This is a genomic window from Dactylosporangium sp. NPDC050688, from assembly GCF_040654515.1.
In the GTDB taxonomy this organism is placed as follows: domain Bacteria; phylum Actinomycetota; class Actinomycetes; order Mycobacteriales; family Micromonosporaceae; genus Dactylosporangium.
The window spans coordinates 141,309-167,082 of record NZ_JBFAIC010000013.1 but is presented as its reverse complement, the minus strand read 5'-3'; the positions used below and the strand labels follow the sequence as shown (position 1 = coordinate 167,082).

At 72.2% G+C, this 25,774-nt stretch carries 25 protein-coding genes; 13 read left to right on the top strand and 12 right to left on the bottom strand.

Annotated elements, in window-relative coordinates; genetic code table 11:
- Positions 1–792 precede the first annotated feature (792 nt).
- The gene (locus tag AB0H83_RS15730; protein ID WP_360093182.1) at positions 793–2,541 is read right to left on the bottom strand and encodes a VanW family protein; all 1,749 of its coding nucleotides are present in this window, start codon (positions 2,539–2,541) and stop codon (positions 793–795) included.
- A 161-nt stretch (positions 2,542–2,702) separates the two neighbouring features.
- On the opposite strand from AB0H83_RS15730, the gene AB0H83_RS15725 reads away from it, so the two are divergent.
- Genes AB0H83_RS15725 through AB0H83_RS15715 form a run of 3 tightly spaced genes read left to right on the top strand, consistent with a single transcriptional unit; the run spans position 2,703 to position 4,857 of the window.
- The gene (locus tag AB0H83_RS15725) at positions 2,703–3,530 is read left to right on the top strand and encodes an ATP-grasp domain-containing protein (protein WP_360093179.1); all 828 of its coding nucleotides are present in this window, start codon (positions 2,703–2,705) and stop codon (positions 3,528–3,530) included.
- A gap of 27 nt (positions 3,531–3,557) precedes the next feature.
- Positions 3,558–4,097, top strand: a complete 540-nt coding sequence (locus AB0H83_RS15720; RefSeq protein WP_360093176.1) for an adenine phosphoribosyltransferase — start codon at positions 3,558–3,560, stop codon at positions 4,095–4,097.
- Between the two features lie 46 nt (positions 4,098–4,143).
- Complete coding sequence (locus AB0H83_RS15715) at positions 4,144–4,857, top strand: nucleotidyltransferase domain-containing protein (RefSeq protein ID WP_360093169.1); 714 nt, start codon at positions 4,144–4,146, stop codon at positions 4,855–4,857.
- Here AB0H83_RS15715 and AB0H83_RS15710 read toward each other — a convergent pair.
- A complete protein-coding gene (locus AB0H83_RS15710; protein WP_360093290.1) occupies positions 4,838–5,434 on the bottom strand; it encodes a hypothetical protein in 597 nt (198 codons plus the stop codon). The genes AB0H83_RS15715 and AB0H83_RS15710 overlap by 20 nt on opposite strands.
- 56 nt (positions 5,435–5,490) lie before the next feature.
- Between AB0H83_RS15710 and AB0H83_RS15705 the strand changes: the two genes are divergently transcribed.
- Together AB0H83_RS15705 and serA are read left to right on the top strand one after the other, a co-directional pair.
- Positions 5,491–5,682, top strand: coding sequence for a hypothetical protein (locus AB0H83_RS15705; RefSeq protein WP_360093166.1), 192 nt, complete (start codon positions 5,491–5,493; stop codon positions 5,680–5,682).
- Between the two features lie 19 nt (positions 5,683–5,701).
- On the top strand, positions 5,702–6,928 hold the full coding sequence (serA, locus tag AB0H83_RS15700) for a phosphoglycerate dehydrogenase (protein WP_360093163.1): 1,227 nt from the start codon (positions 5,702–5,704) through the stop codon (positions 6,926–6,928).
- Between the two features lie 34 nt (positions 6,929–6,962).
- On the opposite strand, the gene AB0H83_RS15695 is transcribed toward serA, so the two are convergent.
- Positions 6,963–7,835 carry a virginiamycin B lyase gene (locus tag AB0H83_RS15695; protein WP_360093160.1) on the bottom strand — a complete coding sequence of 291 codons (873 nt, stop codon included), beginning with the start codon at positions 7,833–7,835 and terminating at the stop codon, positions 6,963–6,965.
- A gap of 272 nt (positions 7,836–8,107) precedes the next feature.
- Between AB0H83_RS15695 and AB0H83_RS15690 the strand changes: the two genes are divergently transcribed.
- Genes AB0H83_RS15690 through AB0H83_RS15680 form a run of 3 tightly spaced genes read left to right on the top strand, consistent with a single transcriptional unit; the run spans position 8,108 to position 10,937 of the window.
- Positions 8,108–8,755 (top strand): GPP34 family phosphoprotein, encoded by a 648-nt coding sequence (locus tag AB0H83_RS15690; protein WP_360093157.1) that lies wholly within the window; start codon positions 8,108–8,110, stop codon positions 8,753–8,755.
- Between the two features lie 32 nt (positions 8,756–8,787).
- A complete protein-coding gene (locus AB0H83_RS15685) occupies positions 8,788–10,323 on the top strand; it encodes an APC family permease (RefSeq protein ID WP_360093154.1) in 1,536 nt (511 codons plus the stop codon).
- The gene (locus AB0H83_RS15680) at positions 10,320–10,937 is read left to right on the top strand and encodes a GNAT family N-acetyltransferase (protein WP_360093151.1); all 618 of its coding nucleotides are present in this window, start codon (positions 10,320–10,322) and stop codon (positions 10,935–10,937) included. Before AB0H83_RS15685 ends, AB0H83_RS15680 begins: the two co-directional genes overlap by 4 nt.
- A 4-nt stretch (positions 10,938–10,941) precedes the next feature.
- Here the strand turns inward: AB0H83_RS15680 and AB0H83_RS15675 are convergent, their stop codons facing one another.
- The 3 genes from AB0H83_RS15675 to AB0H83_RS15665 form a co-directional block, all read right to left on the bottom strand.
- The gene (locus AB0H83_RS15675; RefSeq protein ID WP_360093148.1) at positions 10,942–12,672 is read right to left on the bottom strand and encodes an ABC transporter substrate-binding protein; all 1,731 of its coding nucleotides are present in this window, start codon (positions 12,670–12,672) and stop codon (positions 10,942–10,944) included.
- Positions 12,673–12,701: 29 nt separating this feature from the next.
- Entirely contained in the window at positions 12,702–13,064 is a 363-nt protein-coding gene (locus tag AB0H83_RS15670; RefSeq protein WP_360093145.1) for a DUF1304 domain-containing protein, read from the bottom strand.
- A 92-nt stretch (positions 13,065–13,156) separates the two neighbouring features.
- Entirely contained in the window at positions 13,157–13,480 is a 324-nt protein-coding gene (locus tag AB0H83_RS15665) for a hypothetical protein (RefSeq protein ID WP_360093142.1), read from the bottom strand.
- Positions 13,481–13,597: 117 nt separating this feature from the next.
- Here AB0H83_RS15665 and AB0H83_RS15660 point away from each other — a divergent pair, with 117 nt between their 5' ends.
- Together AB0H83_RS15660 and AB0H83_RS15655 are read left to right on the top strand one after the other, a co-directional pair.
- Entirely contained in the window at positions 13,598–14,206 is a 609-nt protein-coding gene (locus AB0H83_RS15660) for a maleylpyruvate isomerase family mycothiol-dependent enzyme (protein WP_360093139.1), read from the top strand.
- A 66-nt stretch (positions 14,207–14,272) separates the two neighbouring features.
- A complete protein-coding gene (locus AB0H83_RS15655; RefSeq protein WP_360093136.1) occupies positions 14,273–14,467 on the top strand; it encodes a hypothetical protein in 195 nt (64 codons plus the stop codon).
- Positions 14,468–14,501: 34 nt separating this feature from the next.
- Here the strand turns inward: AB0H83_RS15655 and AB0H83_RS15650 are convergent, their stop codons facing one another.
- On the bottom strand, positions 14,502–15,026 hold the full coding sequence (locus AB0H83_RS15650; RefSeq protein ID WP_360093133.1) for an XRE family transcriptional regulator: 525 nt from the start codon (positions 15,024–15,026) through the stop codon (positions 14,502–14,504).
- Between the two features lie 34 nt (positions 15,027–15,060).
- Between AB0H83_RS15650 and AB0H83_RS15645 the strand changes: the two genes are divergently transcribed.
- Positions 15,061–16,521, top strand: a complete 1,461-nt coding sequence (locus tag AB0H83_RS15645; protein WP_360093287.1) for a benzoate/H(+) symporter BenE family transporter — start codon at positions 15,061–15,063, stop codon at positions 16,519–16,521.
- Positions 16,522–16,717: 196 nt separating this feature from the next.
- Here AB0H83_RS15645 and AB0H83_RS15640 read toward each other — a convergent pair whose 3' ends face one another.
- The 3 genes from AB0H83_RS15640 to AB0H83_RS15630 all read right to left on the bottom strand — a co-directional run bounded on the left by AB0H83_RS15640 (position 16,718) and on the right by AB0H83_RS15630 (position 18,345).
- Entirely contained in the window at positions 16,718–16,954 is a 237-nt protein-coding gene (locus tag AB0H83_RS15640; protein WP_360093130.1) for a hypothetical protein, read from the bottom strand.
- Between the two features lie 285 nt (positions 16,955–17,239).
- Complete coding sequence (locus AB0H83_RS15635; protein ID WP_360093127.1) at positions 17,240–18,034, bottom strand: hypothetical protein; 795 nt, start codon at positions 18,032–18,034, stop codon at positions 17,240–17,242.
- On the bottom strand, positions 18,028–18,345 hold the full coding sequence (locus AB0H83_RS15630; RefSeq protein ID WP_360093124.1) for a PadR family transcriptional regulator: 318 nt from the start codon (positions 18,343–18,345) through the stop codon (positions 18,028–18,030). The genes AB0H83_RS15635 and AB0H83_RS15630 overlap by 7 nt, the downstream gene beginning before the upstream one ends.
- Positions 18,346–18,451: 106 nt before the next feature.
- Here AB0H83_RS15630 and AB0H83_RS15625 point away from each other — a divergent pair, with 106 nt between their 5' ends.
- Positions 18,452–19,279: an alpha/beta hydrolase gene (locus AB0H83_RS15625; protein ID WP_360093121.1), complete on the top strand. Its 828-nt coding sequence runs from the start codon at positions 18,452–18,454 to the stop codon at positions 19,277–19,279.
- A 63-nt stretch (positions 19,280–19,342) separates the two neighbouring features.
- On the opposite strand, the gene AB0H83_RS15620 is transcribed toward AB0H83_RS15625, so the two are convergent.
- Together AB0H83_RS15620 and AB0H83_RS15615 are read right to left on the bottom strand one after the other, a co-directional pair.
- Positions 19,343–20,905, bottom strand: a complete 1,563-nt coding sequence (locus AB0H83_RS15620) for a DHA2 family efflux MFS transporter permease subunit (RefSeq protein WP_360093118.1) — start codon at positions 20,903–20,905, stop codon at positions 19,343–19,345.
- A gap of 109 nt (positions 20,906–21,014) precedes the next feature.
- A complete protein-coding gene (locus AB0H83_RS15615; RefSeq protein WP_360093115.1) occupies positions 21,015–22,079 on the bottom strand; it encodes a hypothetical protein in 1,065 nt (354 codons plus the stop codon).
- A gap of 110 nt (positions 22,080–22,189) precedes the next feature.
- On the opposite strand from AB0H83_RS15615, the gene AB0H83_RS15610 reads away from it, so the two are divergent.
- Positions 22,190–24,943: a cellulose binding domain-containing protein gene (locus tag AB0H83_RS15610; protein ID WP_360093112.1), complete on the top strand. Its 2,754-nt coding sequence runs from the start codon at positions 22,190–22,192 to the stop codon at positions 24,941–24,943.
- The last annotated feature ends 831 nt before the right edge of the window (positions 24,944–25,774 follow it).

Below are 25,774 nucleotides of genomic sequence, written 5' to 3'. Positions count from 1 at the left end.
CAACCACCCCTCGAAACCGTTACGCCAGCACTCCGACCCCGATCTTTCCGCCACCGCTCATGATCGACGGACGGATCCGGTCGTCCGGATGACCATTGCGGGCCTTTGATCAACGGTCGCATGATCGAAGGCGTCCCGCGGCCGTGTCTATCGCCTCGCGGCCGTGCCTGCCGCCCAGTGGCCGTGCCTGTCGGCGCCCTCGGCGTCGGTCGGAGCGGCAACCACCCCTCGAAACCGTTACGCCAGCACTCCGACCCCGATCTTTCCGCCACCGCTCATGATCGACGGACGGATCCGGTCGTCCGGATGACCATCCCGGGCCTTTGATCAACGGTCGCATGATCCAAGGCGCCCCGCGGTCGTGCCCATCGGGCCGTGGTCGTGCCCCGTCGGTGCGCTCGGCGTCGGTCGGTGCGGTTACCACCTCCCGAGATTGCTTCGCCAGTACCCGGGCCCCGATCTTTCCGCCACCGCTCATGATCGACGGACGGATCCGGTCGTCCGGATGACCATCCCGGGCCTTTGATCAACGGTCGCATGATCCAAGGCGCCCCGCGGTCGTGCCCATCGGGCCGTGGTCGTGCCCCGTCGGTGCGCTCGGCGTCGGTCGGTGCGGTTACCACCTCCCGAGATCGCTTCGCCAGCACTCGGGCCCCGATCTTTCTAGCGCCGCTCGTGATCGACGGAGGGATCCGGCCGTCCGGACGGCCATTGTGGGGCTTTGATCAACGGTCACTTGGTCGAAGGCGGCCCGTGGCTGTGCCTGTTGGTGCCCTCGGCGTGGGTGGGTGGTCAGGGGGAGGTGGGGGTGCAGATGAAGTGGGGTTCGGGGTCGTAGCGCCAGGTGAAGCGCTCCCGGCGGACTTCCTTGCCGTCCTGCTTGAAGACGCGGAACGCCTCCTGGGTGAAGCCCGGCAGGCCGTCGGTCGGGTTGCAGTCCGGCTCGTGCAGGTACGTGGTCGGCGGCTGCACGACCTTCGTGCGCGGGCCGTACTCGGCGGTGACGTCCCAGCGTCTCGTGCCGTACAGGGTGACGGTGACCGACGTGTCGGTGGTGGCGGTGTCGATCAGGATGCCGGTCGGCGAGTCGTTGCGGAAGCGCAGGTCCAGCGACGGGTAGACGATGGTCGCCTCGATCACCGCCGGGTAGCGGTCGAAGTAGTACGTGTGCGGGCGGTGCTCCACGTCCTGCAGGCCGGCGTAGAAGACGGTGTTGAACAGGGTGGTGGCGACCTGCGACACGCCGCCGCCGGGGGAGTTCTTGATTTTTCCGTCCTCGATGCCGGGGGCGTCGACGTAGCCCTTGGCGTGGGTGCGCTGGCCGACGTGGCCGTTGAGGGAGAACGTCTGCCCGGGTGTGACGAGGGCGCCGCGCAGGGCCTCGGCCATCGTGCGGATGTTGACCACGCGGGGCTGGCCGGCGACGAACTTCGTGGTGAACGTGGAGACCTGCTCCCGCACGCCGAGGGCACCGAGCTGCGCCGCGGACACCGCGGCGGGCTTGGCGGTGAGGCCGACCTCGACCCGGCGCGGGGTCGCCGAGGTGCGCAGCGCCGCCAGGATCGCCGGGGTGGCCGCCGCGAGGTCCGCCTGCTCGCCGTCGACCTGCGGCTTCACCGCCGGGCGGCCGTCCTGCACGGTGAACGTCGCGTCGGTCGCGGCGACCTCCACCTTCGCGAAGGCCGGCACCGCCCGGCGCAGCGCGGCCGGGTCCAGCGACGGCTGGATCAGCCCGTCGGCGTCGGACTCCAGCTTCAGCGCCGCCGCGATCGCCGTCGCCGGGACCGTGACCTCGCCGCGGGGTGTGACGACGACCAGCGGCGCGGCGACGGCGGGTGCCGCGAGCTCGGCGAGCAGCCGGTCGACGTCGGCCTTCGTGCTGCGCGGCACGAGATCCACGACCGGGAATTCGACGGTACCGCGGCGCAGCCAGCCCGCCTCCAGGATCGCGCCGACCCGGTGACGGTCGATGCCGCGGCCGCTGACCGGGTACACGGCGACGGGCCGCTGCCGGTCGAACCGGACCGCGGGCAGCACCGGCGCGTCGCCCTGGGCGCCGAGGTGGGCCATCAGCGCCTCGTACAGGCGGGCCGGGTCGGCGCGCACGACCGGCTCGACGGTGATGCCGCCGTGCAGCCACGCGAACGGGCCGGGGGTGGCCCGCACGGCCCGCTGCACGGTCGCCTCGACGTCCAGGACCAGCCCGACGGCGGCCGGGTCGACGGCGGCAGCCGTCTCGCCGACGCGGACCGCCACCGGCGCGGCAACCCGCTCGCGCAGGCTGTCGCGCAGCAGCCGGACGGCATCGGCGCGGGAGTGCCCGCCGAGGTCGACGCCGAGGACGTGCACGCCGCGGTCGACGTCCCGGGCGTACGTGCTGACCGCCGTCACCACGGGCACCACGACCAGCAGCGTCACGGTCGCGGCCAGCCGCCGCCGGCGCCGGGCCCGGGCGCGCCGCACCACGGGCGGCACGACGGGGCGCTGCGGCGGTGCGGTGGGGGCCAGGCGGCGCAGCCGGGACAGCAGGTCCGTTGCCATGCAACACACCATGCCCGATTTGTACCGTCTGTCTGGCTCGATCGGGTCCGATGTCCCCCAACGTGTCACTGTGATGGCGGCGAGTGCAGCGCTTATGCCGTTCTCGGGGCCGACCGGCCACCGGCAGCGACACTGATGGGCCTCGCTGGCAGGATGTACGGGTGCGGCAGTTCCGGACGTTGGCCATGCGGGTGCGCTCGCCTGAGGCGAGTGCCGCCATGACGCATGCCGCCCGCCGCATCGGCCTGCCCGTCGCGCAGCTGCCGGGCGACCCGGCCGAGGTGACCGGGCTGCGCTCGGCCGACGGCGTCGCCTGGCGCGCGGCCGGCGGCTACCTCACCACCCTCATCGCCGGCGGCGTCGACATCCGCCTGCACGGGGCCGGTCCGAGCTGGTTCGCCGGGCTGCCCCGCGACGTCACCGGCCGCGACATCCGCCTGGTCAGCGTCGGCGAGGCGCCGGATCTCGTCGGCCCGTGCCCCGCCGTGGCGAAGCTCGCCGACGAGAAGCACCCGGCCTTCTCCGCCGCGTGGGTCCGCAACGCCGACGACCTGCGCAACCGGCTGCGCACCGCCCGGCTGCCCGCCGACAGCACCCTGATCATCATGGACCACTGGCTGGACCTCGCCTCGGAGTACCGGATCTTCACCATCGGCCGCGAGCCGGTGGCCTGGTCGCCGTACGTCGTGGAGGGCGAGGAGTGGAGCCCGTCGCTGCGCCACCACCGCGCGTCGTGGCACGACGAGGCCGCCACGTTCGTCGCGCTCATGCTCGCCGATCTGCCCGCCGAGGACGTCCCGCCGACCGCCGTCATCGACGTCGGGCGCACCGACGCCGGCGACTTCGCCGTGCTCGAGGTCAACAACGTGTGGAGCTCCGGGCTGTACAGCTGCGACCCCGACGGCGTCCTGCGTGCCGTGCTCGCCGCCAACGACCCCGACTGCGCCCCCCGCTGGCGCTGGCAGCCCGCCCCCGCCCTCGGCGCCTGAGCCCGCCACGCTGTTACCGTCGGCGGCGTGGTGGATCTCGCGGGCCGGCTGCAGGTGGGGTTCCACTGGCGCGGCGGGCCCGACCTGGCGTACGCGGACGTGACCGAATGGTGGCGGGACCCGGTGGTGCTGCGGGACCTGCCGGCGGCCCTCGCCGCGCTCATCCCCGGCACGCCGACCCTGGTGGCCGGGCCGGTGTCGCGGGGCAGCCTCGTCGGGGTGCTGGTCGCGGCGCACCTCGGGGTCGGTTTCGTCGAGGTGCGCAAGAACGACCGGGTCGCGCTCGGGCCGGATCCGGCGTTCGTGCGCCGCGCGCTGCCGGAGTCGTACCACGGTGGCGGCGGGATCATGAGCTTCCGGCGGGGGCTCGTGCGCCCCGGCGACCGGGTCGCGTGCGTGGACGACTGGATCGAGAGCGGCGCGCAGGCGGGCGCCACCCGCGAGATGGTCCTTGAGGCCGGTGGCGAGTTCATCGGCACCGCCTGCGTCGTGGACGACATGGACGACGGCGACCCGCTGCGGGCGGTGCTCGGGGTCCGGGCGTTGCTGCGGGCGGCCGAGCTGTAAAACCCGGTGATGGAAAAACCGGTGACAGCACCGGGACACTGGGATCATGACGCCGGACAACGTGCTGCTCGCCGGGATCGTCGGCTCGACCGCCTACGGCCTGGCCGGCCCGGGCTCCGACATCGACCGCCTCGGCGTGTTCGCCGTGCCGACCGTCGCGCTGCACGGGCTGCGGCCGCCGGCGGAGTCGGTGGTCTCCTCGCACCCCGACGTGACGTTCCATGAGGCCCGCAAGTACTGCCTGCTCGCCCTCGGCGGCAACCCGACGGTGTCGGAGCTCATGTGGCTGCCCGGCGAGCTGTACGAGACCCGCACCCCGATCGGCGACGAGCTGGTCGCGGTCCGGTCGTCGTTCCTGTCCGCCAAGCGCATCCGCGACGCGTACCTCGGCTACGCCGGCCAGCAGTTCCGCAAGCTGGAGTCCCGCGGCGACGGCTCGTTCTCCTCCGAGACCCGCCATCGCACCGCCAAGCACGCCCGGCACCTGCTGCGGCTGTGCTGGCAGGGGTACACCGCCTACACCACCGGCGTGATCCGCATCCGCCTGGACGACCCACAGCGCTTCCTCGACTTCGGCGAGCAGGTCGCCGCCGGCGACATCGAGGCGGCCCGGCGGATGCTGGCGGAGTACGAGGCCGCGTTCGACGCGACCCCGGGCGTGCTGCCGGCCGAGCCCGACGAGCGGGTCGCCGAGGACTGGCTGCGCCGCGTCCGCGCCGCGTTCCTGCCAGAGTTCCCGATCAGGCCGGCGGCAGGGTGACGGCGATCTCGTCGCCCAGGGTGGCGCCGTGCAGCAGGTCCAGGTCGTCGCCGCTCCAGAACTTGCCCGGGTCGTACCAGTTCGCACGGCGGCCCTTGGGCAGCAGGCCCATCTCCTCGTAGGTGACGGCGACCACCTCGGCGCAGTACGCGGTCTCCAGCGAGGAGTCGTTGCGCTTGCGGATGTTGGGGATCCGGCCCTGGAACCAGCGGCCGGCGAGGCGGGCCGTGGACGGGAACGGGGTGCCGTCGAGCCGGGCGACGGTGCGCAGCACCGCCTCCTCCATCGCGGGGGAGACCTCGTGGTGCAGCTGGCGCAGCCACGGGCGCTGGCCGTAGCGGCGGCCCCAGACCAGCACGGCGTCGCGCAGGTCGTGCAGCTGCACGCCGCGCTGGTGGGTGCCGGTCCACATGTCGGGCAGGGACCTGCCCAGCTCGGCGTGCCACATCAGCGGCGGCAGGTCGTCGAGCACGACCGCCATGCCGACATGGTTGACTGGGCTGTTGGTCAGCGTCTGGATCGCCCGGTCGGCCTTGGACCGGCCGCGGAACACCCAGAGGTCGCCCGTCCGGGTCATCTGCACCGCGTCGTCGAGATCGATAGCTCCCTGCACGACCAGTACCCTAGAGGCCCATGAAGGCGAAGTGGTGGAAGGTGCTCGGCCTGGCCGGTGTCGTGGGTGTCGCGGCGACCGGGGTGGTGGTCGCGCGGGCGGAGCGGCGGCGGCGAGCCTACACGCCGGAGGAGATCCGCGCGAAGCTGCAGCAGCGGCACGCGGTCGCACAGAGCGGAACGAGTCGCGGGTCACGTACCAGTGACACCTGAGGTCACTTAGGGTTGATGTGTGCAGTCACAGACATCCCAGAGCGACCCGGTGCGGGTCCTGTTCCTCGAAAACATCCACCCCGTCGCTGTCGAGCGGATGCGGTCCGAGGGATACGTGGTCGAGACCCTCGGGCGTGCGCTCGACGAGGACGAGCTGATCGCCAAGCTCGACGGGGTCCACCTGCTGGGCATCCGGTCCAAGACGCAGGTGACGGCCGCGGCCATCGCCGCCGCGCCGCATCTGCGGGCGATCGGCGCGTTCTGCATCGGCACCGACCAGATCGACCTGCGCGTCGCGGCCGAGTCCGGGATCGCGGTCTTCAACGCGCCGTTCTCCAACACCCGCAGCGTCGTCGAGCTCGCCGTCGCCGAGATCATCGCGCTGACCCGGCGGCTCACCGAGAAGAACGCCGGCATGCACGCGGGCATCTGGGACAAGGACGCCGAGGGCAGCCACGAGGTTCGGGGCCGCTCGATCGGCATCGTCGGCTACGGCAACATCGGCACCCAGCTGTCGGTCCTGGCCGAGAACCTCGGGCTCAAGGTGTACTTCTTCGACACCGCCGACAAGCTCGCCCTGGGCAACGCGCAGCGCTGCGACACCCTCGACGAGCTGCTGGAGAAGTCCGACATCGTCACCCTGCACGTCGACGGCCGGCCGGGCAACAGCGGCTTCTTCGGCGAGGAGCAGTTCGCGAAGATGCGCCCCCGCAGCATCTTCCTCAACCTGAGCCGCGGCTTCGTCATCGACCACGAGGCGCTGCGCCACCACCTCGCCAACGGTCACCTGGCCGGCGCCGCCGTCGACGTGTTCCCGAAGGAGCCGAAGGCGAAGGGTGACGAGTTCCAGTCCGCGCTGCGCGGCCTGCCCAACGTCATCCTCACCCCGCACATCGGCGGCTCCACCGAGGAGGCGCAGTCCGACATCGGCTCGTTCGTGGCGGAGAAGCTGCACAAGTACGTGCAGGAGGGCTCCACCACGCTCAGTGTCAACCTGCCGGGGCTCAACCTGCAGCAGGCCCCGGACACGCACCGCATCGCCCTGCTGCACCACAACGTGCCGGGCGTGCTCGCCGACGTCAACAGCATCCTCGCCGGCCACAAGGTCAACGTCGAGGGCCAGATCCTGGCCACCCGCGGCGAGTTCGGCTACCTGCTCGCCGACATCGCGATCGACTACCCGGCGGAGATCCTCGCCCAGCTGTCCAACATGGCCACCACCGTCCAGCTGCGCGTCCTGTCGTAACGCGCTGAGCCCGGCGGCCCGGCGCGTCCGGCGCTCAGCGCCGGGCCAGCCGGGCGACCGCGCCGGTCTCCAGGGCGGTCCACACCGTGCCGTCCGGGGCGACGGTGATGCCGTGCGGCTCGGCGCCGGGGACCGGCAGGTCGTGCAGGGTGACGGTGCCGGTCGGGGTGATGTGGCCGACGCGGTTGCCGGCCCATTCGGTGAACCAGCAGCCGCCCGCCGGGTCCGCGGTGATCGCGTGCGGGCGGCCGGCCCGGTCCGGCAGCGGAAACTCGGTGACGGCGCCGTCGGGGGTGATCCGGCCGACCTGGCCGGCGGCGATCTCCACGAACCACACGGCGCCGTCGGTGCCGGTGGTGATGCCGACCGGGGCCGCGTCCGGGGTCGGCAGGGCGAACACGGTGACGGCGCCGCCCGTGCCGTCCGGGGTGATCCTCGCGACGGCGCCGGCCTGGTTCAGCGTGCACCACAGCGCGCCGTCGGGGCCGAGGGTCAGCATCGACGGCATCGAGCCCGCCGGCATCGGCACGACCGTCGCGGTGCCGTCCGGTGCCAGCCGTCCGACCTGGTCCGGTTGCATCGAGGTGTACCAGACGGCGCCGTCCGGGCCGGTGGCGATGCCGTACAGGCCCTGCGCGTCCGGCACGGGGGACAGCGAGACGCCGCCCGTGGTGGTGACGCGCCCCACGGCGCCCGCGCGCAGGAGGGTGAACCACAGCGCGCCGTCCGGGCCGCCGGTGATGAGCGCCGGGCCGTCGCCGGTGAGGGGGAAGCGGGTCGCCGAGCCGTCCGGCGCGACCCTGGCCACGGCGCCGGCATGGACGAGGGTGCACCACAGCGCGCCGTCCGGACCGGTCGTGATGCCGTACGGCCCGTCGCCGGATTCGGCGATCATGAACACATCCATGTGGATCCACCCTACCGGGGCGGGTTGCCCGCCTGTGCGTCATTTGTGCGGCCGCCGGTTGGTGAAAAACTTTCTTAATCGAAGGACGTCATATCCTGTCTGACCTCGCAATTATCCGTTGAGCAGACCTGGCGCGGGCGTTTCCGGGTTGTTAAAACGTCGTCCGGGATTGAAGTGCATCGCGGGCAACCGCTACGGTGCTTCCCGGACTCGGAGCGCCGGATTGCATTCATGGGAGACGACTGTGCGGCAGCAAGCGGAATGGCACGCGGTTGCTGTCTGATCGCAGGCGTCGCGAGCCGCTGGCCGACGACTTCTTCCGCCTCTGCCACGACGACCGCAGCGGCACCCTCCGGCTCTCCGACGACGCCACCAGGGTCGGCCTCGCCTCCGCGCTGATCGCCGAGCTGGGCTGGGCCGGCATCCTCACCGTCGAGGACGGCCTGCTGCTGGTGCGCGCCGGTGCCACCCCGGGCGACTCGGTCGCGCACGCGGTCCTGGACGACATCCGCGGTGAGCGCACACCCAGGGACGTGCGGACCTGGCTCACCTATCTGTCGATGGAGTCCTACGAGCGGGTCGCCCGCCGCCTGGTCGCCGGCAATCACGTCATCCCCCAGGAAGGCCGCCGGCTGCTGCGCCGCTACACGTTCTATCTGCCGACCGACACGAACGATTTCGTCTGGCCGCGGGTACGGCTCGGAACGGCATTGGCGCAGCGCAGACCGATCGACCAGATCGACGTACACCTGTTGGGTGTCGCCGACGCCACGGGACTGCTGCCGAGCATTCTCGACGGTGGCGGGCAGGCGGCGCACGCGTACTTCGAGCACCTCATGCAGCAGTCCCACGCCGATGTGCAGACCCTCGTCCAGGAAACCCGGGTCGTCATCGGCAACAAGGTCATGAACGGACGCTGAAGCAGCATCCCCTCACTTCCCCGGAGGACGTCATGCCTGTCTCCACCGCGCCGCCAACAGGCGGCTACGTCAGCAAGATCGATTCAGCGCTGGACCAGAACAAGCTGACGGTGTTCACCGTCATCCTCATGGTGATCGCGGCCGCGGCGCCCTTCACCGTCATTGGCGGCGGCGCCACCGCGGGCTGGGCCGTCACCCAGGTCCTCGGCATCCCCGTCGCGTACGTCGCCATGGCCGTCGTGCTGGGCATCTTCAGCGTCGGCTACACGGAGATGTCCCGGCACATCGTGAACTCGGGCGCGTTCTACGCCTACGTCACGCAGGGCCTCGGCCGCATCCCCGGGCTCGGCTCGGCCGGTGTGGCCGTGCTCGCGTACAACTTCATGCAGATCGGCCTGTACGGCGGCTTCGGCGCGGTGCTCAAGGGCTTCCTCGCCGACCAGTGGGGCATCAACCTGGCGTGGTGGGTGTGCGCCGGCATCGCCTGGGCCGTCATCGCCGTGCTCGGCGTGCTCAGCATCGAGTTCAGCGGCATCGTGCTCGGCGTGCTGCTCGGCGCCGAGGTCATCATCGCGCTGATCTTCTCCGTCGTGGAGCTCGCGCACCCGGCCGGCGGCACCGTCACGTTCGACACGGTCAACCCGTCGCAGCTGTTCAGCGCCGGGACCGGGGCGGCGCTCGCCACCGCCGTCGCCGGGTTCGTCGGGTTCGAGTCGACCGCCGTGTACAGCGAGGAGACGCGCAACGCGAAGCGCAACATCCCGCGCGCCACGTACCTGTCGCTGCTCATCATCGGCCTGCTGTACGCGTTCTGCTCCTGGGCGATGTCCGTCGCCGCCGGGCCGGACAAGATCGTGCAGATGTCGACGGAGAACGGCACCGAGACGATGTTCGTGCTGGTCAGCCCGCACCTCGCCGAGATCTGGCTGGTCCTGGGCCACGCGCTGTTCATCACCAGCCTGTTCGCCGCGCTGCTCGCGTTCCACAACACCGCCGCCCGGTACACCTTCGCGCTCGGCCGCGAGCGGGTGCTGTTCGCCTGGTTCGGCGCCACCGGCCGCCGCTTCCGGGCGCCGCTGTGGGGCTCGGTCACGCAGTCGATCCTGGCGCTGGCGGTCCTGGCCGTCTTCGCGCTCGCCGACAAGGACCCGGTCGTCTACCTGTTCTTCTGGTGGACCGTCACCGGCGGCTTCGGCGTGCTCATCCTGATGACCGTCACGTCGGTGGCGATCCTCGCGTACTTCCTGCGCAACCGCGACGGCGAGCTCGCCCAGCTGTCGCTGTGGCGGCGGTTCATCGCCCCGGCCATCGGCGCGGTGCTGCTGCTCGCGGTGCTGATCGTGACCATCGTGGAGTTCGACACGCTGTTCGGCGTCGAGCCCGACGCCCTGGAACGCTACCTGTTCCCCGGCCTGTTCCTCGCCGCCGCGATCGTCGGCTCGGCCTGGGCCGCGTTCCTGCGCTCGGCGAAGCCGGACACGTACCGGGGCATCGGTCAGGGCGTGAACGCCGCGCTGCTCACCGTCCAGCCCGAGGACGCCGCCGCGCACCGCGCCGGTCCCCGATGACGTCGACCTCCACCGTCCCGGCGCTGCGACGCGCCGGGACGGGCGACGTCCCCGCCGTGTCCGCGGTCCTCGCCGCGGCGCTCAACGACACCGCCATCGCGCACTGGCTGGTGCCGGACCGCGCCGAGCGGGTCGAGGTGTACCGGCGCTACTTCGACCTTGTCACCCCGTGGTTCGTCGAGCACGGCACGGTGTACCTGACCGCCGACGGCACCGCGGCGGCGGCCTGGGTGCGCCTCGACGGCAGGTTCGAGCCGGAGATCGACGGCTACGACCGGCGGCTCGCCGAGGCGTGCGGCGCGGCCACCGAGCGGTTCGTCCGGCTCGACGAGGACATGCTGGCCGCGCACCCAGACGGGCTGACCCACGACTACCTGGCGTTCCTCGGTGTCGTCCCGGCCGCCCAGAACCGGGGGCTGGGCAGCCGGCTGCTGCGGGAGCACCACCGGGTCACCGACGCCGACGGGCTGCCGGCGTACCTGGAGGCGACCGGGCGGCGCAACGCGGCGCTGTACGCGCGGCACGGCTACGCCGACACCGACCCGGTCCCGATCGGCGACGGCCCGCCGCTGTACGCGATGCTGCGCCCACCGGCCGGCGACCGCGCCGGGTAGATACTCAGGCGACGCCGAGCGCGGTGGCGTCCCACATCCCGTAGTACTGGTTCACGAACACGTTGGTGAGTCTCGGGTTGCGGTAGTTGAGCACCTTGTCGTAGGTCAGCGGCAGCATCGCGGCGGTGTCCATGACCGCCGCGTCGACCTGGGACCACAGCTTCGCCCCGGCGGCCGGGTCCGTGGTGGCACGGGCCCGGTCGATCAGGTCGTTGATCGCCGCGTCGGACAGCTCGGCGTAGTTGTTGTTGCCGTTGGGCAGGATGAGGCGGCCGTCGACGAGCGTCGGGAAGAAGCCGTAACCGGTCGGGAAGTCCGCCGACCAGGCGCTCAGGATGAGCCCGTACCCCTTGCTGTGCACGTTCGACGGGGAGCCGACGACCTGCCGGGCGTACAGCGACGGGTCCGACGCCTCGATGCGGGCCTTGATGCCGACGGCGGCCAGGGATGCCTGGATCGCCTCCGCGGTCTTGCCGGCCTTCGGGCTGTCGGTCGCGGCGATGACGGTGTCGAACCCGTCGGGCCGGCCGCACGCGGCGAGTTCCTCCTTCGCCTTCGCCGGCTGCGGCTTGCCGGCGCGGCTCTGGAACGGGTCCAGCGCCGGGTCGTGCCCGGGGATGCCCGGAGGCAGCATCCCGCCGGCGATGTCACCGCCGGCGTCCGGCCCGCCGCGGGCGGTCTGCACGGCGGTCTTGTCCACCGCGTACTGCACCGCCCGGCGGCAGTGCACGTTGTCGAACGGCGGCACGGCCGTGCTCATCGCCGCGTACTGCACGAAGCCGGTGGTCGGCTCGTCGGCGCGGGCCTTGAGCGCGGCGTCGAGCAGGATCTTCGGCTGGGTCGCGGCCTGCACGCCGCCCTGGCCGGCGTCGGCGTCGAGGGTGCCGTCCAGCAGCTGCCGGTCGATCTCGTTGGGGTCGGTGCCGATGACCAGCTCGATGCGGTCCGGCAGGGCCCGGCGCACGGTGTCGGTGGCGCGGTCCCACGCGTCGTTGCGCACGAGCACCGCCTTCTTGCCCGGCTCGATCGCCTCGAACCGGTACGGGCCGGACGCGACGGGCTTGTCGCCGTACTTCGCGCCGGTGTCCTTCGCGGTCGGTACCGGCGCGGCGACCCCCATCGCGAGCAGGTAGGGGAAGTCGGCGAACGGCTCGGCCAGCCGGAACGCGATGGTCTTGTCGTCCGGGGTGGAGATGCTGCGCAGGCCGGTGCTGTCCGCCCACGGGCCCGGGTAGTGCTGGCCCTGGTCGAGCTGGTCGATGAGGTACGTGGGGCCGCCGCTGAGCTCCTCCTGCGCGAACAGCCGCTCGATGCCGTGCCGCACGTCCTTGGCCGTGATCGGCGAGCCGTCCTCGAACCGGATGCCGTCACGCAGCGTGAACGTGTACGTCAGCCCGTCGGCGGAGATCGTGGGGGCGGCCGCGGCGAGGTCCGGGACGAGCTTCAGCCCGTCGGTGCCCGGCTTGGCGTCGGGGGTGAGCAGCGTGCGCACGTAGAGCCGCTGCAGGTTGTAGACCGCCGTCACGTACGAGCGGGTCGGGTCCCACGAGTCGACGTCGTGCGCGCTGGCGAGCTTCAGCGTGCCGCCGGTCGCCGTCGACGGGTTGACGACCTCGGTGAGCCCGGCGTTGAACCCGCCGCCGGTGCTGCCTTCGCCACCCGGCTCGTCCTTCTTGGCGCAGGCGCCGATGGCAAGGGTCAGGCCCAGGATCAGTAGACAGCGAGTGATCTTCACTTGACGCAGCGTAACTCGCTGCGGTCGTCTTAGTGGGCGATCACGACCGCCGCGAGGGCCAGCGCGCCCGGCAGGGCCTGCACGAGCAGGATCCGCCGGCTCGCGGTGGCGGCACCGTAGACCCCGGCGACGATCACGCACACCAGGAAGAACACCCGCATCGTGAAGCCGACCGGATCGCCGGCGAACATGCCGTAGACCAGGCCGGCGACCAGGAAGCCGTTGTAGAGCCCCTGGTTGGCCGCGAGGGCCTTGCTGGCCTCGGCGAACTCCGCGGTCGTGCCGAACGCGGCCCTGGTCCGCGGCGCGGTCCACAGGAACATCTCCAGCACCAGGAAGTACGCGTGCAGCGCGGCGACGAGGCCGACCAGAACCAGCGCGACGATGTCCACGCCGGACACCCTACCGGTCGGTAAGCCCAGCGTCGCCGGGTGGCGGTCAGCTGCCCTACGCCCGGATCACGACCGGCGTCGGCGGGTGGCGGTCAGCTGGTCTGCACCCGGATCACGACCTGGGAGTCGGTCACCTTCTGCACGGTGATGTCGAAGCCCTCGGCCTGGGTGGTGCCGTCGACCGGCACGCTCACCGTGGTGCCGCCGACATCGACCTTCACCACCCCGTTGTCGACACCGACGAGCTTGACGTCGACGCCCAGCACGCTGGACTCCGCCTCCACTCCGCGGTCGAACGTGACAGTGCATCCGTTGGTGGTGCAATCCACGTTGTCGGTGCTGCACGCGGTCAGCGCGCCCATCCCGATGACCAGGGCGGCGGCGACCGTGGCGAGGCGGTGGGTCAAGGTCGTCATGACTCGGCAGTGTATCCGGCCCGTGCACGCGACCGATGAGTTGCGCCGGCTCCCGACGTACACCCTCCGGAAGCACGACGACGTCGGAGGTTTGCAGAAATGTCGCAGGAGCAGGTCATGGCCGCGATCACGGCCGAGCGCACGGAGCTTGCGGAGGTGTTCGCCGGGCTCACGCCGCGGCAGTGGGACGCGCCCTCGCTGTGCGCCGGATGGCGGGTGCGGGAGGTGCTCGCGCACACCACGATGCCGTTCCGGATGGGCGGCGGCGCGTTCGGGTGGGAGCTGCTGCGCTCGGGCGGCCGGTTCAACCGGATGGCCGACCGGGTCGCCCGCCGTGACGCCACCCGGATGCCGGCGGAGGCGCTGCTGGCCGCGCTGCGCGACAACGTCGCGCACCCATGGTCGCCACCCGGCGGCGGGCTGGGCGGGGCGCTGTCGCACGAGGTCATCCACGGGTTGGACAGCACCGTCGCGCTCGGGCTCGACCGGCGGGTGCCCACCGACCGGCTCATGCTGGTGCTCGGCTCGATGCAGCCGCGCAACGTCCGGTACTTCGGCACCGACCTCACCGGCATCCAGCTGCGGGCGACCGACGTGGACTGGAGCCACGGGGCCGGTGAGCCGCTGCGCGGCCTGGCCCAGGACCTGCTGCTGGTCGTCTGCGGCCGGCTGCTGCCGCCGGGGCACCTGTCGGGCGGGCCGGCCGCCAGGTTCACCGCCCGATGACCGCCCGATGACCGCCGATGCGCCGGGCGGGGTTTGACGGCCGTCCCGCCCGGAAACGTGGACGGTATGAGGACCCATCACAGCAACAGCGTGCCGCGGGTCGACGACTCCGTGGACGACGCCACGATCCGTGACGAGGCGGAGCGCATCGCGGTGCCTGACTTCGACTACCTCGGCCAGCCGATCGACGCGATCATCGACGGGATCACCGGGCACAGCCACGATCAGGACAAGGACTCCGAGGACACCACCGTCGAGTGACCCCGCGCGCAGATCTGATCAGCAGCTCCTTTGGTCAGGCGCGCGGGGACCTGATCAGCAGCGTCGCGACGACCTCGCCGGGGCCGACGGCGCCGTAGACGTGCGGCACGTCGGCCGCCCACGCGATGTGCTCGCCCGGCCCCGCGACCAGTGGCGCGTCGGGCGGGCCGGCGCGCAGTACCCCCTGCCACACCGTGACGTGCTCGGTCACCCCCGGCGCGTGCGGCGGCGAGTGCTGCACCACGCCGGGGTGCACCCGCATGCGCAGCAGCTCGAACGTCACCCCCGGCTCGTCGAACACCTCCAGCAGCGTCGCGGTGACCGCCGAACCGCGGATCGAGTCGCTGTGCTGCTCCCGCACCAGCGCCGTCAGCGGTACCCCCAGCGCCCCGGCCACCGCGTACAACGTCTCGAGCGTCGGGTTCCTGGTGCCGTGCTCCAATCCCGACAGGGTGGCCTTGCCGATGCCGGCGGCCCGCGCCAGCTCCGACAGCGACAGCCCGCGCGCGGCCCGCAGCTCCCGCAGCCGGTCCCCGAGACTTGTCCCGCGCTCCTCCACGTGGCTATGGTGACATCCGGCTCACGCGTTCCGTATACGGAACGCCCTACGCGGGAGGTGCCGGATGCGGCGGTTCGACACGGCCCAGCCGATCCTGGCCGGTCTGGTCAGCGCGGTCGTCGGCTTCGCGAGCGCGTTCACCGTGGTGCTCGCCGGCCTGCGGGCCGTCGGCGCGAGCCCCGCGCAGGCCGCGTCGGGGCTGCTCGTGCTGTGCGTCGGCATCGCCGCGACCACCGCGTTCCTCGCCCTGCGGCACCGCATGCCGATCAGCACCGCCTGGTCGACGCCCGGCGCGGCGCTGCTCGTCACCACCAGCCACGTCCAGGGCGGCTGGCCCGCCGCCGTCGGCGCGTTCCTCGTCGCCGCCGCGCTCATCGTCGTCGCCGGCCTGTCGCCGTGGCTCGCCCGGGCGATCGCCGCCATCCCGCGCCCCATCGCCGGTGCCATGCTCGCCGGGGTCATCCTCAGCCTGTGCACCGCTCCGGTCCGCGCCGTCGTCGACGTGCCGGAGCTCGCCGTGCCGGTCGTGCTCACCTGGGCGCTGCTGACCCGCTTCGCCCGGCAGTGGGCGGTCCCCGGCGCCCTGCTCGCCGCCGTGGTCGCGATCGCCGTGCGCGGCGTGCACCTCACCGGCGTCTCCGTCGCGCCCGCGGCCGTGTTCACCGTGCCCACGTTCACCGTGCCGGCGCTGGTCAGCATCGCCGTGCCGCTGTTCCTGGTGACCATGGCCGCGCAGAACGTCCCCGGCATGGCCGTCATGGCCACCTACGGCTACACCCCGCCTTTGCGCGGCGTCCTGGTCACCACCGGCGTGGCGAGCGCGCTGGCCGCCCCGTTCGGCGGTCACGCCCTGAACCTGGCGGCGATCACCGCGGCCCTCACCGCGGGCCCCGACGCCCACCCCGACCCGCGGCGGCGCTGGGTGGGCGCGACCGCCCTCGCCGCCGGACAGCTCGCGCTCGGCCTCGGCGCCGGGCTGGCCATGGCCCTCGTCCTGCTCTCCCCGCCGGTCCTCGTCATCGCCGTCGCGGGCCTGGCGCTGCTGTCCGCCCTGGGCACCTCCCTGGTGAGCGCCGTCACCGAGCCGGCGGGCCGGGAGGCCGCGGTGGTGACGTTCGTGGTGACGGCCTCGGGGACGACGATCCTGAACGTCGGCCCCGCGTTCTGGGGCCTGGTGGCCGGCGGCCTGACCGCGCTGCTGCTGCACCGCCGCCGCGGCGGTACGGCCTCGGCGGACAGTCCCACGCCGGCCACGGTGGCCACCGCCGGCGCTGCTGATGGCGGCGCTGCTGATGGCGGCGCTGCTGGCGCGGCGGTTTCTGGTCCGTCGCCTTCTGCGGCGGTTCCCGGCGCTTCGGGCGGCGCTTCCGCCGGCGCTTCGGGCGGCGCTTCCGGCTCGGTTTCTGTTGCGGCGCCGGGCGCGGCAGTCGCTGATAATGCCGCGGTGACCTCCGCCCCGATGTCCGCTGCGAATTCCGGCTCGGCGTCCGGTTGAGCTTCCGGTTGGGCGCGTCCGGCTGGGCGTTCGGCTGGGCGTTCGGCTGGCCTTTCGGCTCGGCGTCCGGCTGGGCGCGTCCGCCATGCTCTCCACTGCGGCTTCTCATGCGCCTTCGACCGGGGTGACCACCGCGCCGCCGGTGCGGTGGGTGCTGGCGCGGCGCTGGTTGCGTCGCCGCAGCCGGGCGGGCCGGTCAGTGGTGCTGCGGCAGCGCAGCGTGCCGGCAGCGTGTCGCCTCGGCGATCGCCTCGGCAAGCGCCTCGATGAACCCGTCGAGCCACGCAGCGCCGAGCTCGTCGCCGGCCTGGCGGACCGTCATCAGCAGCGGCGCAGCCCGGTCCAGGACCACGCCGTCGCTGAAGAGCATGAAGTGCAGGGCCAGCGCCGCCGACCTCGCGTTGCCGTCGGCGTACCGCTGGTGGAACGCCACGTCGGGATACACTCGCGCGGCCCGCGCCGGCCGCGCACCGCTGGGGCGTCGGCCGCGGCGAGCAGCCCCCGCGAGCAGCCCCGCAATGACGGTGACCAGGAGTAGCGCTCTGCCCGCCCTTCGCCCACGCCGGTCCGCTGCGCACCGTGGCCTCGTGACTGACACGGACCCGTGAGAGTTGCAGCTGGCTCCGATTCGGCACCTGTGGCCTCTCCGCTGGCAGCACGGCAGCACGGCGGCACCGTTGGCTGCGCGCGGCGGCAGGGGATCGCGCCGGGCGGGGAATCAGTCCAGGTACCACGCATGCATGGCGGCGCCGAGGGTGGTGTGGTGGGCGACCAGCACGGCGGCGGCAGCCAGGCCGACCACGACCAGCCACCCGCGTTGCCAGCGGCCGAGGGAGCGGCCCCACAGTCCGAGGCCGACGGCGACCGTGCCGAGCAGAGCGGCGCCGTAGCCGGGGTCGTACATCGGCAGGCCGACGACCGTGATGGCGAGCAGGGCGAGTGTGGCGAGGGCCAGCCCTGCCACGGCGAGCCAGATCCGGCGGCAGGCGGCGCCGACGGCGGCGCCCGCCAGGCCGACCGTGGCGGCGAGCAGCCAGCCGCCGGCGAGGGCGACATACGCGCCGAACGTCAGCGCCAGCATCAGCGGCAGCAGCACCCAGAAGAGCACGCCGCCGGGCCAGAGGCTCTTCGGGTCGACGACGCCGGTCCTGGCGATGCGGTCAGGGATGTCGAAGACGAAATAGGGCAGCGGCACGACCAGCAGCCAGGACAGCACCGGCCAGCCGAGACCCGCGAGCAGGATGCGGGCCGGCGCCGCCAGGGCGAGCGACGCCCGGACGGCGGCGGCCGGGCCGCGGGACAGGCCGGCCCGGCGGGCGGCGGCGCGCAGGGCCGGCAGGGTGCGGGCGGCGCCGAACAGATACCGCCACCGGCCGGTGGGCAGGGTCATGAGATCGGCGGTCCACTCGGCGCGCTGCCGGTCGCGGAACCCGCTGGGCAGCAGCACGGCGAGCACCGCGACGGCGAGCCGCAGACCGCGGGCGAGCGCGGTCGGGGCGGCGCCGGTCACCATGCCAGCCGCCCGGCATTCGGGCCTGGCTGGGGAGCGCGGCGCCGGGCGAGCGCGGACTGCGCGGCGGTGACGCCCTCGGCGGTCAGCAGGTAGTAGCGGCGGCGGGGGCGGCCGGCGGCGTGCACGTCGATCTCCTCCTCGCGGCTGGACAGCCAGCCGGCGCCCTCGAACGCGACGAGGATCGGATAGATCGTGCCGGGCTCCAGCCCGGCCTCCGTGGCGAGGTCAAGACCGTAGCGCTCGCGCCCCGGGTCGTCGAGCAACGCCCTGAGCACGAGCAGCCGCGGCGTCGTCATGCGCAGCGTACCCATGGCCGTACTCTACACAGCTACTCCTAGTTCTGCATAGGGTCGTTGTGTAGGGCCATTGTTGGCCGGTAAACTGCAAACAGCGTTCGCATTTACGAGGGAGGGTCTGATGCGGGTCGACAAGGTCACGTCCGGCGACGGCGCGGTCGTCACGGTGTATTCGACCGGTGCCGGGCCCGGCATCGTGATCCTGCACGGCGGGGGCGTCGGCGAGCGGGAGTACCGGCGGCTGGCGGACGCGCTGGCCGAGCGCTTCACGGTGCACCTGTACAACCGTCGCGGCCGGCCGGACTCGGCGCCGCTGACCGGCACGGAGACGGTGGAGACCGACCTCGCCGACCTCGGCGCGGTCCTGGCGCACACGGGTGCCCGCAGCGTGTTCGGGCACAGCGGCGGCGGGTTCGTCGCCCTGCGCGCCGGCCTCACCCTGCCGTTGGAGCGCGTCGCGGTGTACGACCCGGCCCTGTCCATCGACGGCCGCCCGTCCGGTGGGTACGTGGCCGAGTTCGAGCGGCTGGTGGGCGAGGGCGAGTATGCCCGGGCGATGACGGTGATGGCGCGGGCCACGTACCCGGACGACTTCGGCGCGAAACTGCCGTTCGGGATGGCGGTCGGCGTCACGGGACTGTTCCTGCGCACGCCGATCGGGCGCCGCTTCGTGGACCTGATGCCCACGATCCCGCCGGAGGTCCGCCGCATCTTCGAGCACGACGGTCCGGCCGGCGACTACGCCGGCATCACCGCCGAGCTGCTGCTGACCGCCGGCGCGCGCAGCCCGCGGTACTTCATGGACAACTGCCGGGCGGTCGCCGGCGTCACCCCGCGGGGGCGGGCCGTGCTCATCCCGCGGTCGTCGCACAACGCGGCGAACATCGCCCGGCCGGAGTTCGTCAGGCCGTTCGCCGAGTTCTTCGCCGGGTCCCTCAAGGCCGCGTGAGCGGCGAAAGCGAAGGCCGCCCCCGGGAAACCCGGGAGCGGCCTGTCGTCGTGCGCGCCGGTGTCAGTGCACGATCACCGGGGTCGCGGCGCCGGTCGGGGCGTCCTCGCCGGCCGGGGTCTTGTCCCTCTTGCGGGGCAGGAACGCGATCGGGATGAACGTCAGCAGGACCAGCGCGAAACCGACCCAGAAGGTCGAGGCGAACGAGTCCGCCACGAACTGCAGGCCCTTCTCGAACAGCGGCGGCGGCACCTGCGCCTTGATCTGGTCGGAGTGCTGCGCCGCGATCGCCAGGCCGGCCTCGGTGACCGGCGGGTTGGAGCCCGGCACCAGGTCCGACTTGTTGAGGTTGCTGGTCAGGATCACCGACATGACGGCGGCGCCGACGGAGCCGCCGATCTGCTGCAGGATGTTGACCAGCGTGGAGCCGCGGGCGACCTCGGCGTGGCTGAGCGTCTTCAGTGCCGACGTCATGATCGGCATCATCGTGCCGCCCATGCCGAGGCCCATGACGAACAGCGAGCCGCACAGCAGCCAGTAGGACGTGTCGGTGCTGACCTGCGTGAAGGTGAAGAAGCCGGCGGCGATGAGCGCCATCGCGAACGGCACGGTCCGCCCGACCGGCACCCTGTCGGCGAGCATGCCGGCGATCGGCATGGTCAGCATCGCGCCGATGCCCTGCGGGGCCATCAGCAGACCCGCGTCGAGCGTCGACTCGCCGCCCACCTGCAGGAAGTAGCTCGGGAAGAGCAGGCCGGCGCCCATGAAGGCGATGACGAACACGAACAGCGTGATCGTCGCGATCGTGAGCTTACGGTTGCGGAACAGCCGCAGGTCCAGCAGCGGGTGCTCCGGCTTGAACGAGTAGAGCACGAAGCCGATGACGAGCAGCCCGCCGATCAGCATCGGCAGCCATACCTTCGTCGTGCTGAACGTGCCGGTCTCCGGCAGCGACGACACGCCGAACAGGAACAGCGCCAGACCCGGCGACAGCATGAGCATGCCGAGGAAGTCGAAGGACTCCGACGGCTTCGGGTCGTCCTTCGGCAGCGCGAGCGCGGCATAGACCAGCGCGGCGGCACCGATCGGCAGGTTGATCAGGAAGATCCAGTGCCAGCTGTACTCGTCGATGAGCCAGCCGCCGAGGATCGGGCCGGTGATCGGGCCGAGCAGCATCGGGATGCCGAGGATCGCCATGAGCCGGCCGATGCGCTCCGGGCCGGCGGCCCGGGTCATCATCGTCATGCCCAGCGGCATCAGCATGCCGCCGCCGAGGCCCTGCACGACCCGCCAGCCGATGAGCTGGCCGATCGAGTCGGCGGTGGCGCACAGCCCGGAGCCGATCGTGAAGAGGGCGAGCGCGACCATGTACAGCCGCTTGGTACCGAACCGGTCAGCCGCCCAGCCGGTGAGGGGGATGACCGTTGCCAGTGCCAGGGTGTAACCGGTCATCGTCCAGGCCACGGTCGCGTACGACGCGTTGAACTCGGTCTGGAAGGTCGGCAGCGCCACGCTGACGACGGTGATGTCGAGAATCGACATGATCGCACCGAGGACCACGACCCCCGCGATCTTCAGTACCGCGGCGTCGATCTTGGTTGACGCCGCGGCCGTTGGACTCGTCACAAAACCCCCCTTGTTGAGGTGACCGGCGTGTGGGCGCCGGAAACCAGCCACTGCGGGCCGATCACCATTCGAGCACACGTTCTATATATGCCACCGGCAGGGTTAGGGCCTACGCCAGCCGCCGCAGGTCCAGCACGTGCCAGTCGGTCGGCTCGGGGTTACCGGTGGACCACCACACCAGGTGCGCCTTGGCCGTGACCACGCCGACCTCACCTGCCAGGACGATGGTCCGCCCGGTCGGCAGGTCGTAGGCGAGCAGCCGCAGCGACTCACCCTCCACGCCGGTCAGCAGCTCGAAACGGTCCAGCAGGCCGACGTCGACGCCGATGGCGTTGAGGTCGCCCGGCAGGCGCCGCCGGTCGCTGCCGTCGGCATGCATGACGTCGATCAGGTTACGCCCACTCGCGGTCTCCGCGATGGCTCGGCACCATTCCGGGGTGCACAACATCGTCTCCGCCGCGGTCGCCGGCACCGGGCGCCGCTGCCCGTCGGTGCGGTTCAGCAGCGCCGGCGCGCCCGGGTCGACGCTCATCAGCCAGGGCCAGGCGCTCCACCGGTACCGGCCCTCGATGACCTGGGTCGTCACGGCGCCGCCGCCGACCGCGACGGAGCGCAGCTCGGTCTTCGGCGCGTCGTCGGGGGTCGCCGCGACCCAGTGCAGCCGCCCCTCGGCGACGACGAGGTCGTACTGGGAGTCGAAGAACACGATGCCGCCCGTGTCGGCGGTCACCGCGACCGGTGGGCCGGCGGCGGGCGCGACCGGGGCCCGCCACAGCCGCGTCTCGTACGGCCCGGCTGCGGTCGCCGAGGACTCCGCCCAGTACAGGATGCCCTCGTCGAGGGTGACGCCCAGCCACTGCGGGAACCGCTCCTTCGGCACGCTGCGCAGCTCACGCGGCGCGCCGGCGCCCCGCAGCAGCAACCGCTCCGCCGTGCCGTCCGCCGAGGGCGCGGTGCCGACCGAGGTGCCGGTGTCCAGGTACAGCAGCGGGGTGTAGATCGTCCCGTCGGCCAGGCGCGCGGGCGTCACCCCGGGCTGCAGCGTCGCGGTCACCGTGCCGGCCCCGGACGGCGCGACCGCCGGCGGCGCGTCCCGGGACGCCGGCGAGAACAGCAGCCAGCCGCCGACGACGAGCGCGGCGGCGAGGGCGATCAGCGGTCGGGCCCGTCCCACGGAGCCCAACCTTACGGGCGGTGAGAGTTTCACGGCCGGCGGGGCCGTGACCTGGACCGGGACTCGGGCGTCGTTGACCCGGGACATCGAGCGCTCACACCATGCGCCCCATGCGAACCAAGCTGAGAGGGCTCGTCGCCGGGCTGGCGGGGGCGGTGACGGTCGTCGCCGTCGGCGTCGCCGTGCAGACCGCCACCAGCCCCGCGCAGGCCGCGGCCGCGGACCCGTACACGCTCAAGAACGTGCAGATCGAGGGCGGCGGCTTCGTGCCGGGCATCATCTTCAACCAGACGCAGCAGAACCTCGTCTACGCGCGGACCGACATCGGCGGGGCCTACCGCCTCGACCCCGCCACCAACCGGTGGATCCCGCTGCTGGACTGGGTCGGCCAGGACAACTGGGGTTACAACGGCGTGGTCAGCCTCGCCACCGACGCCGTGGACCCGAACAAGGTCTACGTGGCCGCCGGCATGTACACCAACAGCTGGGACCCCAACAACGGCGCGATCCTGCGCTCCTCCGACAAGGGTGCCACCTGGCAGGCCAGCCCGCTGCCGTTCAAGCTCGGCGGCAACATGCCCGGGCGCGGCATGGGCGAGCGGCTCGCGATCGACCCGAACAGGAACTCGATCCTGTACCTGGGCGCCCCGAGCGGCAACGGCCTGTGGCGCAGCACCGACTCCGGCGTCACCTGGGCGAAGGTCACCGCCTTCCCGAACCCGGGCAACTACGCGCAGGACCCGAACGACCCCAACGGCTACCTCACCGACAACCAGGGCGTCACCTGGGTGACGTTCGACAAGCGCAGCGGCACCGCCGGCAACGTCACGCAGACCATCTACGTCGGCGTCGCCGACAAGCAGAACACCGTCTACCGCACCACCAACGGCGGCACCACCTGGGAGCGCCTCGCCGGGCAGCCGACCGGGTATCTGGCGCACAAGGGTGTGCTGGACACCGCCGGCGGCAACCTGTACATCGCGACCAGCGACACCGGCGGCCCGTACGACGGCGGCAAGGGTGACGTGTGGAAGTACAACACCGCCACCGGCGCGTGGACGCAGATCAGCCCGGTGCCGTCCAGCAGCTCCGACGACTACTTCGGCTACAGCGGCCTCACCATCGACCGCCAGCACCCGAACACCATCATGGTCGCCACGCAGATCTCCTGGTGGCCGGACGTCATCTTCTTCCGCAGCACCGACGGCGGCGCCACGTGGACCCGCATCTGGGACTTCACCAGCTACCCGAACCGCAGCTTCCGGTACAAGATGGACGTCAGCCGCTCGCCGTGGCTGTCGCTGGGCGCCAACCCGCAGCCGCCGGAGGTCACCCCGAAGCTCGGCTGGATGACCGAGTCCATGGAGATCGACCCCTTCAACTCCAACCGGTTCATGTACGGCACCGGCGCCACAATCTACGGCAGCACCGACCTCACCACCTGGGACACCGGCGGCCAGATCACCATCAAGCCGATGGCCGCGGGCCTGGAGGAGACCGCGGTGCTGGACCTCATCAGCCCGCCGTCCGGCGCGCCGCTCATCTCCGGCCTCGGTGACATCGGCGGCTTCCGGCACACCAACCTCGACGCGGTGCCGCCGCTGATGTTCCAGTCGCCGTACTTCACCAGCACCACCAGCCTCGACTACGCCGAGCTCAACCCCAGTGTCATGGTCCGCGCCGGCAACTTCGCCGACAGCGACCGGCCCAACGACAGCCACGCCGCGTTCTCCACCGACGGCGGCGCGAACTGGTTCCAGGGCAGCGAGCCCGGCGGCATCAACGAGGGCGGCACGATCGCCGCCGCCGCCGACGGCGCCAGGTTCGTCTGGGCGCCGAAGAACAGCGCGGTCGTGTACACCGTCGGCTTCGGCAACACGTGGACGCAGGCGACCGGCATCCCGCAGAACGCCGTCGTCGAGTCCGACCGGGTCAACCCGAACACGTTCTACGGCTTCGCCAACGGCACCTTCTACCGCAGCACCAACGGCGGCGCCACCTTCACCGCTGCCGCCACGGGCCTGCCCACGACGGCGACCTTCAAGGCCGTGCCCGGCGTGACCGGCGAGATCTGGCTGGCGGGCGGCACGTCGGGGCTGTTCCGCTCCACCGACGGTGGCACCACCTTCACCAAGGTCGCCACGGTACAGGCAGCGAACGCCGTCGGCTTCGGCAAGGGCGCCCCCGGCCGGCCCAACGTCGCGGTGTTCGCCGTGGCACAGGTCGACGGCAAGAAGGGCGTCTACCGCTCCGACGACACCGCCGCCTCGTGGCTGCGGATCAACGACGACCAGCACCAGTACGGCAACATCGGCGACACCATCACCGGTGACCCGCGCATCTACGGCCGGGTCTACCTCGGCACCAACGGCCGCGGCATCATCTACGGCGACCGCACCGGCGCCCCGCCGACGTCGTACTCCGCGTCGCCGTCGGTGTCCACGTCGGTCTCGCCGTCGCGGTCCGTGTCCCCGTCGGTCTCGGTCTCACCGTCCCGCTCGGTGTCGCCGTCCGCATCCGCGTCCCAGTCCTCGTCGGCCGCGTGCACCGTCACGTACTCCATCGCCGGCCAGTGGGGCGGCGCCTTCCAGGGCGCGGTGAAGATCACCAACCGCTCGGCCACCCCGGTCAACGGCTGGAACCTCAAGTGGGCGTACGCCAACGGCCAGGTCATCGACCAGATCTGGGGCGGCGTCACCGCTCAGTCCGGCGCCAACGTCACCGTGACCAACGCCGACTACACCAAGACGATCGGCGCGAACGGCGGCAGCGTCGAATTCGGCTTCATCGCCTCCTGGAACAACACCACCAACGCCACACCGACCGCCTTCACCCTCAACGGCACGAGCTGCGCCGCCGGGTAAGGGCCCGTCCCGTCCGGCCGGGTGCACAGTGGCGGTGCACCCGGCCCGGCCGGCTGCTTGGCCGCGGTGGCGTCCGGCCGGTGCTGCTTAGTTGCGCCGCGCCCGTGCCGGGTGCTGCTTGATCGGAGCGCGTCCGGCTGGGTGCTGCTTGGTCGGGGTGCGTCCGGCTGGGTGCTGCGTGGTTGCGCCGCGCCCGGCCGGGTGCTGTGGAGTTGTGGTGCGTCCGGCCGGGTGCGCAGTCGCGGTGCATCCGGCCGGCCTGTGCCGGGGCCGGCCCGTCCCCGCCGCCGGCCCCGGCACCTGGGCGCCGCCGTCACCCCACCGGCGGCGGTGCTCGCCCGGCGCCGGCAGTCGTGAGCGGCGGCTGCCGGCGCCGGCCCGGCTCCGGCGCCTGGTGCGCCGGCGCAGCCTGCCGACGAGCGCACCACCGGCGGCGGCGCCGAGGGCAGCAGTGCTGCCAGCGGCGTTCTCGTCCAGCGGCACCGCCCCGGTCACCCCGGCCGCGGCGAAGTGCGCCGCGATCTCCTGCTCCCGGGACGGCCTGCGGCCACCCGCTCGTACGCCCCGGTCGCGCCCACTGCTGTCGGTGACGGTGGCCTCCTCTTTCGGCAGGGGCGAGCCTGGGGCGCTCGGATCAACCCGGTGGATTGCTGCAACCCGGTGGATCCCTGGGGTCCTGGGAACAGCCAGACACCGGGTAGTGGAGGTCCGGCCGCGGCCAAGTGCACCGGCCGAGATCCACTGGCGGTCTGGTCGGGTGTGAGGTGATGTGAGGGCGGGAAGCGAGGCGGCGGAGGCGGCTGTCCGGCTTCGACTACGAGGTGTCCAGCC